Genomic DNA, 16053 nt, shown 5'->3' on the forward strand with positions numbered 1-16053 from the left:
ATATACTGGATCGATAGATCTGATGCGCATTAGGAACCTGTTGTCAGGTATTTGGAGGAGTACATGAAGCCGATCGGCGGGCCCGGGCGGCCGGCTGGTTCCCGGGCGAACCGGCCCCGCCAGGCGGACATCGCCCGCCTGGCCGGCGTCTCGCAGCCGACGGTGTCCCTGATCCTCAGCGGCGGTTCGGCGGCGGTCGGGATCGCCGACGAGACCCGGCGCAAGGTGATGGCCGCCGCCGAGCAACTCGGCTACATGCCCGACCCGATAGCGAAGCGCCTCGCGGCCGGCCAGAACAACCTGCTCGGCCTGTACACGTTCACCGCGACCTTCCCCACCGAAATGTCGCACGCCTACCACCCGTTCCTGGTCGGCATCGAGCAGGAGTCCGCTGCCCAGGGCTACGACCTGCTGATGTTCATCGCTTCGAGCGTGACCGGCGAACGGCCGCACGCCGAGGTGCTCAACCGGGTCCGGCTGGCGGACGGTTGCCTGTTCATGGGTCGGCATCTGCCGATCCGGGAGATGGACCGGCTGCTGGCCACCGACCTGCCGGTGGTCTATCTGGGCCGACACGACGACTTCGGCGACCGACTGCCGTACGTCGGCGCGGACTACGTGACGGCGACGGCGGAGGTCGTACGTCACCTGGCCGAGCTGGGCCACCACCGGATCCTCTACGTCCGCGAACTCGACGACGCGATCAGCGCGGTCGACCGCGAGGCGGGGTTCCGCCGCGGCATGGCCGAGTGCGGCCTGCCGGTCGAGCCGTCCACCGTGGTGCGCACGGACGGCTCGGACCTGACCGCCGAGCGGTTGCGGGGCTGGTACGAGCAGGGCGTCACCGCGATCGTCACCGAGGCGACCGACACCGACGCCGCGCATCGGGCGGTGCTGGCCGCTGCCTCGAAGGCCGGCTACCGGTTTCCCGAGGACCTGTCGCTGGCCACTTTGGGCGCACCCGAACACGCCGTGCCCGGGCCGGCGTTCCTGTCCGGCTTCTCGGTCCCGCGACGGGAGATGGGCGCGGCGGCGGTCCGCCTGCTCACCGGCCTGATCGCGGGGGATCCGAACCTGGCGAGGCACCAGTTGATGAGTTGCGAGGCGGTGCCGGGGCAGACGGCGGGGGCGGTGCGGTGAGACCGGCCTGACGGCCCGACCGGCGGGCGGCCGGGTGGTCGATCGATTCGCCGCCGGCTCCTGCTCTCCTGCCTCGATTCATTGTGCTTCGGCATGATTTGCGACGGACCGCAGCGACTTCCCAGTTTTCGGCGCGACTTGCCCGGCTTCGTGGCTCGCCATTGTTCCGGGGGCCACAGGCCGGATTCCGTTCCACCGGCTTCACCGCTTCGAACCGCGTCACCCGGCCGCGACCGAGGGTCGGGCTGCCTGTGCCGCTGTGCGGCCCGGCTCCGTAGTACGTCCCACCATCACCGCGTTCACGGAAGGCTTCACCATGTCCGAAATCAGCACCGAGGTCCTCATCGTCGGCGGCGGGCTCGGCGGAGTCGCCGCCGCGCTGGCCGCGTGCCGTGCGGGCCGAACGGTCGTACTGACGGAGGAGACCGACTGGATCGGCGGGCAACTCACCGCGCAGGCGGTGCCGCCGGACGAGCATCCCTGGATCGAGAGTTACGGCGCCCCGGCGAGCTATCGCGAACTGCGCACCGCGATCCGCGACCACTACCGGACCTGGTATCCGCTGACCGGAGCGGCCCGGGCCCGGCGCGAACTGAACCCCGGCGCCGGCTATGTGAGCAAGCTGTGCCACGAACCGCGGGCCGCGCTGGCCGTGTTGCAGGCGCTGCTCGCGCCGCACCTGGCGTCCGGGCGGCTGCGAATACTTCTGGAGCACGTGCCCGCCGAGGTGTTCGCGGACGGCGACCGGGTCCGCGCGGTCACCCTGTGGGGCGTGCGCACGGAGGAGTCGCACACGATCAGCGCGGCGTACGTGCTGGACGCGACCGAGACCGGCGAGTTGCTCCCGCTGGCCAAGGCCGAGTACGTCACCGGCGCCGAGTCCCGGGACGAGCACGACGAGCCGAACGCGCCCGCGTGGCCCGAGCCGTTGAACATGCAGGGCATCACCTACTGCTTCGCCGTGTCGTACCACGAGGGCGAGAACCACGTGATCGACAGGCCCGCCGACTACGAGTTCTGGCGGTCGTACCGGCCGGACTTCTGGCCCGGCCCGCTGCTCGGCTTCCTCGCGCCGGATCCGCGCACCCTGGAACCGGAGGTGCGTACGTTCGACCCGCGGCCGACCGGTGACCCGCTCGCGGTGAACGCCGACCAGAGCGCCAACGCGGGCGGCGACGATCTGTGGTTGTTCCGCCGGATCCTGGCCAAGGGGCTGTTCGAGCCGGGCGCGGTGGACTCGGACATCACGCTGGTGAATTGGCCGCTGAACGACTACTGGCTGCGACCGATCATCGAGGTGGGCGCGGACGAGGCCGCCGCCGCGCATCGCGAGGCCAAGCAGCTGTCGTTGTCGGTGCTGTACTGGCTCCAGACCGAGGCGCCGCGGCCGGACGGCGGCACCGGGTATCCGGGACTGCGGCTGCGGCACGACGTGGTCGGTACCGCGGACGGGCTGGCCAAGTCCGCGTACGTGCGCGAGTCGCGGCGGATCCGCGCGGTGACCACGGTGACCGAACACCACGTCTCCCGGGACATCCTGGGCACGCACGGGATCCACCACTTCCCGGACTCGGTGGGCGTGGGCGCCTATCGGATCGACCTGCACCCCTCGACCGGCGGCGACAACTACATCGACGTGGCCAGCGTGCCGTTCGAGATCCCGCTCGGCGCGCTCCTGCCGATCCGGATGCGCAACCTGCTGCCGGCGGCGAAGAACATCGGTACGACGCACATCTCCAACGGCTGCTACCGGCTGCACCCGGTGGAATGGAACATCGGCGAGGTGGTCGGCCACCTCGCGGCCTACTGCCTCGAGCGGGGCGTCGAGCCGCATGCGGTCCGGGAAGACGCGGCGTTGTTCGACGAGTTCGCCGCGGAGTTGGAGGCGATCGGGGTGGAGCGCCACTGGCCGGCGCCGGCGGGGTATTGATCGTTCGGGCGCCGAGCAGGCCGGGTCCGCCCCCGAGGCTCACCCCCGGGGCGGACCGGTCCGTCGGGACGCCCGGGCAGTGACCGGCTGCCCGGGTTCGGTGTGCCGGACGCGGCGGGTGTCGGGCGTCGGGTCGACCTCACGGAGGAAGGGTCAGCCGAGGTAGCCGAGTGCGCCGACGGCGCCCAGGCCGCCGGCGGCCATGAAGAGTGGCATCAGGACCTTGACCTCGACCTTGGCCCCGGCACGGAAGCGCATGGACTTGGGTGGGCCCAGGGGGTACCAGCGCTTGCGGCCGATCGGTATGGGCCACAGGATCGGGCAGCCGGAAACGGTGAGCGCGTCGCCGATGCAGTGGGTGAGCGCGCCGAGCGCGATCGGGAGGCCGACCCACCAGTACTCCCGACCCGGCTCGGTGAAGAACCAATTCGAGCCGTTCCCGGGCCGGTTCAGGATCTCGACGAGCATCCAGGTGCTCGTACCGCCGAGCAGCCAGACCAGGATGTCGCTGTGCAGGCGGGCCTGGCGCCACAGCAGGCCCTCGATGGCGAGCACCATGTGGACGAACAGCACGCCGAGTACGCCCCAACGGCCGCCGTAGGCGCAGATCGCGGACGCGCCCACGCCGACGAGCAGGGCCCACACCCAGGTGTGGGTGAGCGTGCGGTGGCCGCCGTTGCGGCGGGGGTCGCCCTTCTTGCGGGTGGCCCGGTAGGTGGCGGTGGCCAGGGCGTCGACCAGGCCGCAGAGGATCAGGGATATCGGCCCGAACGAGCGGGAGACGGTGGCCGCCTTGTGATCCAGGTCCGGGCCGAGCGCGGCGCCCGCGCAGATCAGTCCGCCGACCACCAGGACGGGCCAGGGCATCGGTCGGCCATAGGCCTCCGCGGCGGCACCGGCGGCCATCCACGCGCATGCTCCGGACAGGGAATGGGCCGGCCCCATCATGTGGTCGTGCTCCTCTGGTGAACCCGGGCGAACCCCGAGCCCGCACAGTGGCCGCAGCTTAGCGCCGATGATCACGGCAGCGGTGAACACCGCGGGGAACCGCGGCGTTTGCTGCGCCGAACCGTGAAGAGCACGACCTCTCGCTCGGATCGGCAGAGGCGCACCTGCGCGTTGACGGGTGTCGGTCGACCCCGCCTCGCCTTTCGCCCTATGTCACTTCCCCGACGACGGCCCTGCCCTCGGCCGCGGCGGCGACGTAGAAGCGGGCGATCTCCAGGAAGCGGGTCCAGCCTTCGTCGGCGAGACCTGCGGCGACGTGCGCAACCTCCTCCGGAGTCAGGACGAAGGGCGCCGCGCGGCCCGGGCCGGACGCCTCCACGGCCGCGCATCCGTTGCCGATCGCCCGGGCCAAGGCCGGATACACGTTCATCCATTCGGCCGTGCCCTCCTCGACTTCGGCCCGGCCCTCGGCGATGCCACAGAGGACGCGGTAGTCCTCGCCGTGCGCGTCGTCCCGCCTGCGGGCATCGCGCAACTCGCCCACCGGATCGGAACTTTCCCGTGCCTCGTTCGGCAGTGCGGGCTCGATCTTCACCAGCGTCAACCACATGGACACGGCTTCCACGCCTCTCGATTGCGGGTGCGTCCCTCGGCCCCGTTCAGGTGTACGGAAAGTACCGGCCGGCGCCGACAGGCCCCGCCCGCACCGGGCTTCGAAAGCGGTCCCGCCGGTGCCCGTCTCGGCTGTTCCGGCGCCGCCCGACACCCGGCTCGTCGCCCGGCCCGGGGTTGACCTCAAGCGCGCTTCACGTTGCAGGGTGGTGCGGATCCTGGCGTCGAGATCGAGGAGTTTCCGTGACCGCTTCCCCCTACCACCCGCTGCCCCGGGTCCGCCGATCCGATGTGGGCACGATCCTGGTCAGCCCCTGGATCGTGCATACGCCGGAACGTCAGCGCGCCGCAGTGGACGCGACCATCGCCGAGTGGGAGGGCGTTCCGTGGCCCACCGGGTTTCTCACCCTCAACTGTTTCGTGAGCACCGACGGTGAGCGCGTGCTGAACTACGCCCAGTGGACCGGTGACGACGAGCACCGGGCCTTCGTCCGGACCGCGCGCCCGAAGCTGGTTCGCGGCATCGACGAGGTGGTACCCGGCATCGAGCGTCCGGGCGTGATCCGCTATCGCCTGGCCGGCAGCGCGATCCACCCCGACCTCCCGGCACCGGCCGTCTTGATCGTGATCGACGACATCGAGGCGGACGACGCACGGGCCGCCCGCGAGTGGGCCGAACTCGTGCTCGGGACAGCGGTGCGCGAGCAGGTCCCGGGCCGCATCGCCACTCATGTGCACATCGACCTGGACGGCACCCGGGGAATGGCCTACACCGAGTGGACCGACGAACAGGCGTACACCGCGTACCCGGCCGCCGCCGAGCCGGTCGACGTCCTGCCCCCGGGCGTGCGGCACCTCGACACTCGTTCGTACCACCTCCGCAAGAGCCTGCGCCGCCCGTCCCGACCCGACGGGTGACTACCCCCAGCCGTCGGCCCGCCCCCGACCCGTCGTCGCGAATCCGCTCTCGTACGCCGCGATCACCGCCTGGGTGCGGTCGCGGACACCGAGCTTGGCGAGTACGCGGGCCACGTGCGTCTTGACCGTTTCCGGGCCCAGCGCGGTGCGTTCGGCGATCTCGGTGTTGGCCAGGCCTGCGGTGATCAGGCGCAGGATTTCCTGCTCGCGCGGGGTGAGTCGGGCGATTCGGGTGCGGAGTTCCGCGTTGTGGGTGCGTTCCGGGCAGTGGGCGAGAGCCAAGTCCCGGATCGCGGCGGGGAAGAGCAGCGAGTCGCCCCGGGCCACGGTACGGATCGCGTGGACCATGTCGTCCGCGCGTGCCCGCTTCAGCAGGAAGCCGTGTGCGCCCGCGCGCAGCGCGTCGTAGACGTACTCGTCGTTCTCGAAGGTGGTGACCACCAGCACCTTCGGCGGATCCGGCGAGTCGCGCAACACCCGCGCGGTGGCCTCGATGCCGTTCAAATCCGGCATCCTGACGTCCATCAGCACCACGTCGGGCCGCAGTTCGCGGACCCGCTCGACCGCCTCCGCGCCGGTGGCCGCCTCGCCGACCACGCTCAGGTCGGGTTCCGCGGCGACGATCGCGTGCAGGCCGGCCCGGACCAGGCTCTCGTCGTCGGCGATCAACACGCGGACCGGACGGGTGCTCACGAGTGTCCCTCCAGGGGTATGCGGGCGGCCAGCTGCCAGCGGCCGTCGTGCGGGCCGGCGGTGAAGGTGCCGCGCAGTACGGTGACGCGCTCGGCGGCGCCGCGCAGGCCGCGTCCGCCGCCGGGTCGGGTGGCCCGGGAAGCGCCGGTGGGATTGCTCAGGTCGATCGCCAATCGGCCGTCGACGACCGCGATGCGGAGCCGGATCGGGACCTCGCCGGCGTGCCGCAATACGTTCGCCAAGCCCTCCTGGACGATGCGGTACGCCTCGCGCGAGACCAGTCGCGGCAGGCCGTCGGGTCCGCCTACCGGGTCGAGTTCGAGGTCGAGGTCGACCTCGGCGCCGGCCGCGCGGGTGCGGGCGATCAGATCGGTCAGGTCGGTCAGGGACGGTACCGGTGCGCTGCCGGGGTCGGATTCCTCGCGCAACAGGCCCAGTACGTGGTCGAGTTCGGCGACCGCATCGCGGGCGGTGTCCTCGATCGCGGCCAACGCCCGGGCGGCGAAGACCGGATCACGGTCGAGGAGCCGACCCGCGGCGGCCGCCTGGATGCCCACCGCACTGAGCGCGTGGCCGACCGAGTCGTGCAGGTCCCGGGCGATCCGGGCGCGTTCGGCGAGGCGTTCGGCGCGTTGCTCGGCGAGGGCGAGGCGGTCGGCGGGGGTCGGGCCGAGCAGGGTCGGGGCGAGCCGGGCCAACCAGGAGCCCGCGGCGACGGATACGGGCAGCGGAAGCAGCAGCAGCGCCAGGCCGACCGGCATCCAGGCGATCGGGAGCGCGTTTGCCGGTTCGGCCCACGGAAACACCTCGGCGAGCGCCGGGGCCGACGGCAGTACCAGCAACACCACACCCGCGGGCGGCGCGGCGAGCGACGTACCGGCGACCACACCGCCCAGGAGCGCGTGCAACGTGAACCACGCGGAGGACCGCCGCCGTGCCGACGCACCGATCGCCGGAACGCCGAGCACCTCGCCGTCCGGTGCGCACAACACCCGCGCGGCGCCACCCTCCAGAGTGCGGACGAACGGAACCAGGCCGGCCACGGCCACGAACGGCAGCGCCAACGCCAGCGCGAGGAACTGCGAGGTGAGCGGCTCCGCCGGGGTGTCCCGAAGCAGCCCGGTAGCCGTGAGCACGGTGAGCGCGGCGAGATGAAAGGGCGTCAACAACGCACCCCCCAACACCAGGTGCACCCACCGCAACCGAGCCCGCCGCCCGAGCAGCCGCCCCCCGAGCCCGCCGATCACCCGGTCCACACACCGACCGCACACCCGCCCGAACGCGACCCGCGATCCCGTTCCGGCCGGTCGGCGGTGTGTTCGGCCGGCGGCGGAGTCAGGTCGCGAGGCGGGGTACCGGTGTGTCGGGCGTATTCGGACAGGAAGAACCAGCCGATGGTCAGAGCCAGTACGCCGGTGATCATTTCGGCAGTGTAGACAACATGGAGCAGCGCAGAGGTCCGCTCCGCCAACGTGCTCTCGGGCGCGGCTGCGGTGCTGATCAGCCCCATCCAGCCGCCCCACCCGAAGGCGCTGCCGGACCCGAACCAGGCCATCGCCAACGGACCCCGGACCCGCCCACCACCGATCCGGTACACCAGCACGATCAGGCCCACCGCGCCGATCAGGGCGAGCCCACCCTGTACGCCGTCCATGAACCGCCCGGTCGCGTTGCGCTCGGCGACCCAGCGGCCACTCATGCCGAGGTCCGAACCCAGCGCCCACGTCATCCGCAGCACGCCCGCGACGCCGAGGAGCACGGCGGCGGCCGTACCGAGGAACCGCTGCGCGTCGCGCGTCCCGGCCGGATCCGGCAGCGCCCGAACCCGGATTCGCAACAGCACACCCCAACGTTCGTGGACGTACAGCCCGAAGGCCCCCGACAACACCGCGCCTTCCACGATGAAGCCGCCGTAGACGATCGCGTACACCCAGGGCCGGAGAAGGTCGTCGCCCGCGAACGGATTGTCGGTGGCCCCGATCGCCGCGCCCAGCAGGTTGAGCGGCACGGCCGACATGATCACCACGAGCAGCCCCGAGGCCACCCACAGTGGCAGCGTGATCAACCAGGCCCGGATTCGGGTCTCGCGCGGCCGGCTGAGCAGGTACGCGATCAGCGCCGCGATCGCGTCCATCCCGAAGGTGAGCGCGTTCGCGACCACCCACTGCGTGCGATTCAACTCGTCGGGGTGCACGACCCCCACGTCGACCCCGACCACCCAGAGCAGCTTCAACAACAAATACGGCGAACAAGCGAGCAGCGCCACCCACGCCAACCGCCGCCGCAGCGCACCTGCGGCCGCCGCGTCCGGGGCATCCGCGTGCGAGTCGGTGGCCGCCGAGGGGTGTGGAGCGGGGAGGTCGGTGTCGGCGCGGGTCGGGTCGGTCGTCGAGGCGTGTGGATCGGCGGGGTTCCCGGGGTCGGTGGTTTCCATGCGGACCAGCCTTGCGGCGACCCGCCCCCGGGCGCGTCGCCGCAGACGCTGATTCCGATCCCCCGGATGGGGGACGTCCCCTCGCCGGCACCCCCGCCGGCTTCGGAACGGGTCGAGCATCCGGCCGGGCTCGCGGGTTGCCGCTGCGTCTTGGTCGACCGGGTTGTGTACCCCCCGCTCCACCCGTTGCGTTCGGTGCGTTCGGTACGGAGGTCGGGGTTTCAGGGGCGTCGAGTGGCCTGTCCCGGCCCCGCGGCCCCGGTGGGTTGGCGCCGGTGCGCGATCGGGCTTTTCCCTCTCGCCGCCCCCGTGGCTTCGGTTTCGCCGTTCCGCTCCGCTCGCGGCCCGTGCCGTGCGCGCCGTTGCGCCGCACCCCGCATGTAACAGCCGCGCTCCGGTTTCACCCCTCCTCGCCCCTCCGACACACCCCCACCCCACCCCCGCCCTCACGACCCGGCCCGGCCCCCGCCCCCGGCCGCTGCGCATTCGGCCGCCTCCCGGCGCGTCAGCGCCCACGACTTGATCGTCGACCAGTGATCGACGAGCGCGCGAGGAGAGCGGCCGGAGGCCGCCGAGAAATATCGCGCATGGCAGGATTGCGCCGGTGAGGATTCCCGCGCTTCGTCGTCGACGGCATACCGAGGTCACCGGTTCGTTTGCCCGGGTCGATCGGCGTACCAAGGACCTCACCAAGCGGCTTCGGCCCGGGGACATCGCCATCATCAACCACGGCGACCTCGACCGGGTCGCCGCCGAGGCGCTGGTCAAGTGCCGACCGGCCGCCGTCGTCAACGCCGCCGAGAGCATCAGCGGGCGCTACCCCAACATCGGGCCGCAGCTGCTCGTGGAGGCAGGCGTACCGCTCCTGGACGCCGTCGGCGGGAGCGTGCTCGACCGGATCCGCGAGGGTGAGCTGGTCCGGGTCGAGGACAACGTGCTCTATCGCGGCGACGACCCGATCGCCGTCGGCACCCTGCTCGACGCGGAATCGGTCGCGGCGGCGATGGAGAAGGCCCGGGCCGGGCTGTCCGAGCAGATCGAGGCGTTCGCCGAGAACACCCTCAAGTACATCCGCGAGGAGCGCGAACTGCTCCTCGACGGCGTCGGCGTCCCCGAGATCCGGACCCGGATCGACGGCCGTCAGGTGCTCATCGTGGTCCGCGGCTACCACTACCGCGAGGACATCGCCGCGCTGCGGCCGTACATCCGCGAGTACCGCCCGGTGATGATCGGCGTGGACGGCGGCGCCGACGCGCTGCTTCAGGCCGGCTACAAGCCCGACATGATCGTCGGCGACATGGACTCGGTGTCCGATCAGGCACTGCGCTGCGGCGCGGAGATCATCGTGCACGCGTACCGCGACGGGCGCGCCCCCGGGATGGAACGCCTCGACGAGCTCGGTGTGGACGGGATCGCCTTTCCCGCCACCGGGACCAGCGAGGACATCGCGATGCTGCTCGCCGACGACGGCGGGGCGAGCCTGATCGTCGCGGTCGGTACGCACCTCACGCTCGTCGAGTTCCTGGACAAGGGCCGGGCCGGCATGGCGAGCACCTTCCTCACGCGGCTGCGGGTGGGCGGCAAGCTCGTGGACGCCAAGGGCGTCAGCCGTCTGTACCGCAGCCGCATCTCCACGACTTCGCTGCTCATGTTGTGCCTCGCCGCGCTGGTCACCATCGCGGTCACCGTGCGGGTCACCCCGCTCGGGCGCGCGTACTTCCACGTGTTCGGGGCACAGTGGGACGCCTTCGTCTACTGGCTCCAGGGACTGTTCAGTTGATCGACTTCAGATATCACGTCGTCTCCATCATCGCGGTCTTCCTGGCCCTGTCGGTCGGGCTCGTACTCGGCGCGTCCTTCCTCAAGGAGGCAGCCGTCACCGGGCTCGACACGCAGGTCCAGGACCTGGCCCGGAACAACGAAGGGCTGCGTCGCGAACTGGATCGGGCAAACGCCGGTACCCGGTACCTGAACGGCATCATGAACACCGTCGGACCCGAGCTGGTCAAGGGCAAGCTCGCCGGCCACAAGGCGGTCGTGGTCGCGCTGCCCGGCGCGGACACCAAGCTGACCGACAGCATGGTCAAGCTGCTCGACAGCGCGTCCGCGACGGTCACCGGCCAGGTGGGGATCAAGGGCGCGTGGACCGACCCCAAGCGCGAGACCGAACTGGTCACCGCGCTCGGTGCCAACGCCGCCGCCTTCCCGACCGGGTCGGCGACCGATCGGGCGGCGCGGGTGCTGGCGGGCGCGATCACCGAGACGCTGCCGCCGGCGCAGACCGGTACGCCCGGCGGGTCCTCGACCCAGCCGCCCGCGAGCGGCACGCCGGCCGGCACGCCGCCCACCGGCACGCCCGCGTCGGGCACGCTGCCGACCGGTGCCGGGACCACGTCCGCGCCGCCGAGCGGCCAGACGCCGGGGCAGGGCACCCCGGGACAGGGCACACCCGGTCAGAACACCAACCAGAACAACGGCACCACCACCCCCGCGACGCACAACACGCAAGCCGCGACCGAGACCTTGACCAAGCTCAAGGAGGCCGGCTTCGTCGACGTCAAGGACAACCCCGCCACCGGCGCCGACCTGGTCGTGATCGTCGCGCCGTCCGGGGCCACCGGCGGGGAGGATCCGGGTCGGATCAACAACATCCATCTTTCGCTCGCGCGCGCCCTGGACACCGGCGACGACGGTACGGTCATGGCCGGTGCCGCGTCCGCCGCGCAGGAGAACGGCGTGATCTGGGCGCTGCGCCGTAACGATCAAACCGCCAAGGCCGTTTCCACCGTGGACACCGCCGACACGCCCGTGGGTCAGGTCGCGGTCGTGTGGTCCCTGGTGGTCGAGGACAAGCAGGGTACTTCCGGCCAATACGGGACGACGGGCACCACCGACGGTCCGTTGCCGGAGCTGCCGAAGAAGGAGACGTCGTGACGAAGGCCGCTGCCCCCGCCCGTGTCGCGGACCGTGCCGGGGCCCCGGTCGCGGCTCGGCGCTGCCGGCCGGGCCGCCTGGCGACCGCGCTGGCCGCGACAGGTGCGGCCCGAGCCGCGTATGCCGCGCTGACCCGCCGCCCGCCGGGCGAGGCCGCGCTGTGGGAGCGGCGCAACCACCGCGGCGAGGTGCTGACCCTGCTCGAAGGGCCCGCGACCGCGGTCGGCACGGCCGTCGCCGCCGCGTGCGCTCCGGGGGTGCCCGGTCGGTGGCGGGCGGCCGGCGTGCTGGCGGCGGTCGCGGGGGCCGGGTTCGGCACGTACGACGACATGGCCGGGTCGAGTGATCGGCGCGGGTTCAAGGGCCACCTCGGTGCGCTCGCGAAGGGCGAACTGACCAGCGGTGGCGTCAAGATCGTCGGACTCGGCGTGGCCGGCCTCGCGGCGGGCGCGCTCGTGCAGCGGCGGCCGCTGGACAAGCTGCTCGCGGGTGTGGTGGTCGCGGGTACGGCCAACCTGATCAACCTGTTCGACCTGCGGCCGGGTCGCGCGGCCAAGGCGGTCCTGATCGCGGGCGCGCCGCGGCTGCTCCGGGGCGGCCCGGCGGCGGCCCTCGCGGCGGCCCCGGTCGGCGCGGCGGCGGCGCTGCTGCCGGAGGACCTGGCCGAGAAGTCGATGCTCGGCGACGCGGGCGCGAACGCGCTGGGCGCGGCCCTGGGCGTGGCCCTCGCGGCCGGCTCCGGGCGCAAGGGGCTGTTGGCCAAGGTGCTCGTACTCGGCGCGTTCACCGCGGCCAGCGAGAAGGTCAGCTTCACCAAGGTCATCGCCGGCAACCGGCCGCTGAACACGATCGACATGCTCGGCCGCCGTCCGCCCGCCGCGACCCCGGCGCCCGGCCGGCCGGCCGCCGAGGGAGCCGTCGCACCGGCATGACCGGCAACGACCGATGGCCCGTGGGCGCGCGACGGGGTGGGCCGACGAGCGGTACGCGAGGCGTGCCGAGCCGGCGGGCCGCCCCGACCGACCCGATCGGCCCTTCGCTACCGACAGGTCCGGTCGACGGGTGACGGCCACACGAGGCGGCCCGCGCCGATCGAACGGCAGCGAGGCGGATGGCACGCCGGCCGAGACCGGGTCCGCGGGCGCGCCCCTCGACACCGGATCCGCCGCCGCGCCGGTCGGGACCGGCTCCCGTGCGTCCCGCGACGCCCTGCCCGCGGAGACCGGCCCCGACGCGGCGCCGGGCGCGACCGGGTCCCAGGGTGCGTCCCCCGACGCCGGGCCCGATGCCGCACCCCCCGGCGCCACCCGGGCCCGTGGTGTCGTCCGGGGCATCGCCGGTGCCGCCGCGTTGATGGCCGTGGTCACCGTGTTCGCCCGACTGGCCGGGTTCGGGCGGCAGTTGGTGTTCTCCGGGACGGTGGGCGACACCGTTCTGGGCACCGCGTACAGCACGGTGAACTCGGTGCCCAACATCGTCTTCGAGATCGTCGCCGGCGGGGCGCTGGCGAGCGTGGTGGTGCCGGTGCTGGCCGGGCCGGTGGCCAAGGGTGCGCGCGAGGACGCCGGGCGGATCGCGTCCGCGCTGCTGACCTGGGTCGTCCTGGTGCTGACCCCGATCGTGCTGCTCGGCGCGCTGCTCGCCCGCCCGATCGCCGAACTGCTTTTGGCCGGCAAGGCGGACGGCCCCGGCGTCGCGGACGTCGCGTCCCGGATGTTGCTCGTGTTCGTGCCGCAGGTGCTGCTGTACGGGATCGCCGTGGTCGCCGGCGGCATCCTCCAGGCCCATCACCGGTTCCTGGCCGGGACGCTCGCGCCGCTCGTGTCCAGCCTGGTCGTGGCCGGCAGCTACCTGCTCTTCGCGAACCGGTACGACGTCGATCTGGACGACATGGCCACCCTGCCGCGCGGCGCCGAACTGACCCTGTCGCTCGGCACCACCGCCGGCGTCCTGGCCCTCGCGCTGGTCACCGTCGTGCCGCTGCGCTCGACCGGCCTGCGGCTGCGCCCCGCGCTGCGCTTCCCGGACGGTGTGGCCCACCGGGTACGCACCCTCGCGCTGGCCGGCGTCGCGACGCTGATCGCCCAGCAGGCCGCGACGATCGCGGTGATCCTGCTCGCCAACGGGCGCGGCACGCACGGATCACTGGTCGTCTACCAGACCACGTGGATGGTCTACCTGCTCCCGTACGCGGTGCTCGCGGTGCCGATCGCCACCGCCGCCTTCCCGCGCCTGAGCGCGCACGCGCACGACGGCGACCGGGACGCGTTCGCGGACGCGGTCGCCGCAACCACCCGCACCGTGCTCCTGGTCGGCGCGGCGGGCACCGCGCTGCTGCTGGCCGCCGCCGCGCCGCTGGGGCGGTTCTTCGCGCTGTTCATGGCCGGCTCCACCGAGCCCGAACAGATGGCCTGGGCGCTGGCCGCGTTCGCGCCGGGACTGATCGGGTACGCGCTGATCGCGCACCTGGGCCGCGCGCTGAACGCCTCCGGCCACGGTCGCGCCGCCGCCGGTTGTGTGGTGGCCGGATGGGGGGTGGTCGTGGTCGCCGACGTCGCGCTCGCCTTCGCGCTGCCCGCCCGCTGGACGGTGGCCGCGCTCGGCCTGGGCAACTCGATCGGGATGACCGTGGCCGGGGCGCTGCTGGCCTACGCCGTGGTCCGGACGGCCGGCCCGCGGGCACTGGCCGGCGCGACGATGGCCAAGCCGGCGGCCTGGGCGGTGGTGGCCGCGTTCGCCGGCGGGGCGGCCGGGTTCGGGGCGTCGCGGGCATTCGGGACCGGCGGCATCGTCTTCACGTTGATCATCGCGGCGGTTGCCGCCATCGTGGGCACCCTGGTGTTCGCGGGAGTCGTATCCGTGACCGTCGGCGAGGCTGTCAGGGCCACGCTGCGCGGGCGGCGGGCGGCCGAATCGGAAGGGGAGCAGCGACGTGGACACGACGACTGAGTCGCGAGAGCGCACCGAGCCGGCCCGGCTGCGGGCCGTCCTTGTCCTGGCCACGTCCACCGGCGGGATCGGCGCGCACGTGCGCTCGCTGGCCGCCGGCCTGGTCGGGCGCGGGGTCGCGGTGACCGTGTGCGGACCGGCCTCGACCGAGGAGCACTTCGACTTCGCGGGCACCGGCGCGCGATTTCGGGCGGTCGAGATCGGCTCGGCCCCCCGGCCCACCGATCGGGCGGCGCTGCGTGAACTGCGCGCGGCCTGCGCGCCCGCGCACGTGGTGCACGCGCACGGACTGCGCGCCGGATTGGCGGCGGGCAACGCCCTCGGCCGACATCGGGTACGGCGCAGGCCGCTGGTGCTCACCCTGCACAACGCGGTCCTGGTCGGCGGTGCGAAGGGTGCGCTGACCCGGGTGCTGGAGGGCCGGGCGGTGCGGGCCGCCGACGTCGTCCTGGGCGCCTCGACCGATCTGGTCGACCGGGCCAGGCGGATCGGCGCGCGGGATGCCCGGCTCGGGCCGGTATCGGCCCCGCCGCTGCCGCCGGCCGAGCGGGACCGGGCCGCGGTGCGGGCGGAGTTCGACGCGGGCGACCGGCCGCTGCTGGTGGCCGTGGGCAGGTTGGCCCCGCAGAAGGACTACCCGGTGCTCCTGGACGCCGCGCGGCAGTGGCTGGACGAACAACCGGTGCCGCTGCTCGTGATCGCCGGAGACGGGCCGCTGCGGGAAGCGCTCCGGGACCGGATCGACGCCGAGTCGTTGCCGGTTCGCCTGCTGGGCCATCGTTCGGACGTGGCCGACCTGCTCGGTGCGGCCGATCTCGCGGTCCTGCCCAGCCGTTGGGAGGCCCGGGCGCTGGTCGCCCAGGAGGCACTGCGCACCGGCGTGGCACTGGTCGCCACACACGTCGGCGGCATCCCGGAACTGGTCGGCGACGCGGCCGTACTGGTCCCGCCCGGTCGGCCGGACGAGCTCGCCGCGGCGGTCCGCGACCTGCTCGCCGACCCCGACCGGCGCGCCGAACTCGTGGAGGCGGGCCGGGTCCAGGCCGCGACCTGGCCCGACGAGCGGGAGACCATCGCCCAGGTCCTGAGCATCTACGAGGAACTCGGCCCGGTGTGACGCCGGGCCCCTCGTGGGGCCAGCACGCGCCACCACACCCGCTCCCGCACCCGGCCGGTCGTGGCCCGCCGGGTAGCCCGGGGCCCGGCGGCCCCGCGCGAGCGTGACCGCGGGGGCCGCGTGCCGGACGCCGGGCCGATCGGCGGCGCGAACCACCGACCGTCCCGCAGTTGCTCGCGCCCGGGGTGAGCGGGCGCCGCCGCCGACCCGGACGGGAACCCCACGTCCGGGAGGAACGCCCCGGCGGTGGCGTAGGTGAACGGGCGCCTCGCCGGCCCGCGGCGGCAGCGGCAGACGACGCGACGGGCGGCGAGCCGATCTGCTCGCCGCCCGTCGCCGTGGTCGTGGAACGTTCGCGGTTCACGGTGTCGGGAGACA

13 protein-coding genes are annotated in these 16053 nt (G+C 73.1%); 8 read left to right on the top strand and 5 right to left on the bottom strand.

Annotated elements, in window-relative coordinates; translation table 11 throughout:
• The first annotated feature begins 63 nt into the window (after positions 1 to 63).
• Together ACIBM5_RS43095 and ACIBM5_RS43100 are read left to right on the top strand one after the other, a co-directional pair.
• Positions 64 to 1140, top strand: coding sequence for a LacI family DNA-binding transcriptional regulator (locus tag ACIBM5_RS43095; protein WP_391586892.1), 1077 nt, complete (start codon positions 64 to 66; stop codon positions 1138 to 1140).
• A gap of 316 nt (positions 1141 to 1456) precedes the next feature.
• Positions 1457 to 3070: an FAD-dependent oxidoreductase gene (locus ACIBM5_RS43100; RefSeq protein WP_396012152.1), complete on the top strand. Its 1614-nt coding sequence runs from the start codon at positions 1457 to 1459 to the stop codon at positions 3068 to 3070.
• A gap of 153 nt (positions 3071 to 3223) precedes the next feature.
• Here ACIBM5_RS43100 and ACIBM5_RS43105 read toward each other — a convergent pair whose 3' ends face one another.
• Both ACIBM5_RS43105 and ACIBM5_RS43110 read right to left on the bottom strand, forming a co-directional pair.
• Positions 3224 to 4018 carry a metal-dependent hydrolase gene (locus ACIBM5_RS43105; RefSeq protein ID WP_396012153.1) on the bottom strand — a complete coding sequence of 265 codons (795 nt, stop codon included), beginning with the start codon at positions 4016 to 4018 and terminating at the stop codon, positions 3224 to 3226.
• Between the two features lie 208 nt (positions 4019 to 4226).
• A complete protein-coding gene (locus tag ACIBM5_RS43110; RefSeq protein WP_396012154.1) occupies positions 4227 to 4634 on the bottom strand; it encodes a hypothetical protein in 408 nt (135 codons plus the stop codon).
• A 239-nt stretch (positions 4635 to 4873) separates the two neighbouring features.
• On the opposite strand from ACIBM5_RS43110, the gene ACIBM5_RS43115 reads away from it, so the two are divergent.
• Positions 4874 to 5548 (top strand): antibiotic biosynthesis monooxygenase, encoded by a 675-nt coding sequence (locus tag ACIBM5_RS43115; protein ID WP_396012155.1) that lies wholly within the window; start codon positions 4874 to 4876, stop codon positions 5546 to 5548.
• On the opposite strand, the gene ACIBM5_RS43120 is transcribed toward ACIBM5_RS43115, so the two are convergent.
• The 3 genes from ACIBM5_RS43120 to ACIBM5_RS43130 are packed head-to-tail and all read right to left on the bottom strand — an operon-like array spanning position 5549 to position 8675.
• Entirely contained in the window at positions 5549 to 6241 is a 693-nt protein-coding gene (locus ACIBM5_RS43120) for a response regulator (protein WP_396012156.1), read from the bottom strand.
• Entirely contained in the window at positions 6238 to 7497 is a 1260-nt protein-coding gene (locus ACIBM5_RS43125; RefSeq protein WP_396012157.1) for a sensor histidine kinase, read from the bottom strand. The genes ACIBM5_RS43120 and ACIBM5_RS43125 overlap by 4 nt, the downstream gene beginning before the upstream one ends.
• Positions 7485 to 8675, bottom strand: coding sequence for a hypothetical protein (locus ACIBM5_RS43130; RefSeq protein WP_396012158.1), 1191 nt, complete (start codon positions 8673 to 8675; stop codon positions 7485 to 7487). The genes ACIBM5_RS43125 and ACIBM5_RS43130 overlap by 13 nt, the downstream gene beginning before the upstream one ends.
• Before the next feature lie 604 nt (positions 8676 to 9279).
• Between ACIBM5_RS43130 and steA the strand changes: the two genes are divergently transcribed.
• The 5 genes from steA to ACIBM5_RS43155 all read left to right on the top strand — a co-directional run bounded on the left by steA (position 9280) and on the right by ACIBM5_RS43155 (position 15675).
• Positions 9280 to 10455, top strand: a complete 1176-nt coding sequence (gene steA / locus ACIBM5_RS43135) for a putative cytokinetic ring protein SteA (RefSeq protein ID WP_391586897.1) — start codon at positions 9280 to 9282, stop codon at positions 10453 to 10455.
• Positions 10452 to 11609 (top strand): copper transporter, encoded by a 1158-nt coding sequence (locus ACIBM5_RS43140; protein WP_396012159.1) that lies wholly within the window; start codon positions 10452 to 10454, stop codon positions 11607 to 11609. The genes steA and ACIBM5_RS43140 overlap by 4 nt, the downstream gene beginning before the upstream one ends.
• Entirely contained in the window at positions 11606 to 12541 is a 936-nt protein-coding gene (locus ACIBM5_RS43145; RefSeq protein WP_396012160.1) for a hypothetical protein, read from the top strand. Before ACIBM5_RS43140 ends, ACIBM5_RS43145 begins: the two co-directional genes overlap by 4 nt.
• Positions 12542 to 12671: 130 nt before the next feature.
• Entirely contained in the window at positions 12672 to 14558 is a 1887-nt protein-coding gene (locus tag ACIBM5_RS43150; RefSeq protein ID WP_396012161.1) for a lipid II flippase MurJ, read from the top strand.
• On the top strand, positions 14542 to 15675 hold the full coding sequence (locus ACIBM5_RS43155) for a glycosyltransferase family 4 protein (protein WP_396012162.1): 1134 nt from the start codon (positions 14542 to 14544) through the stop codon (positions 15673 to 15675). Before ACIBM5_RS43150 ends, ACIBM5_RS43155 begins: the two co-directional genes overlap by 17 nt.
• The last annotated feature ends 378 nt before the right edge of the window (positions 15676 to 16053 follow it).

Origin of the sequence: Embleya sp. NPDC050493 (assembly GCF_044458105.1) — a bacterium.
Taxonomy (GTDB): domain Bacteria; phylum Actinomycetota; class Actinomycetes; order Streptomycetales; family Streptomycetaceae; genus Embleya.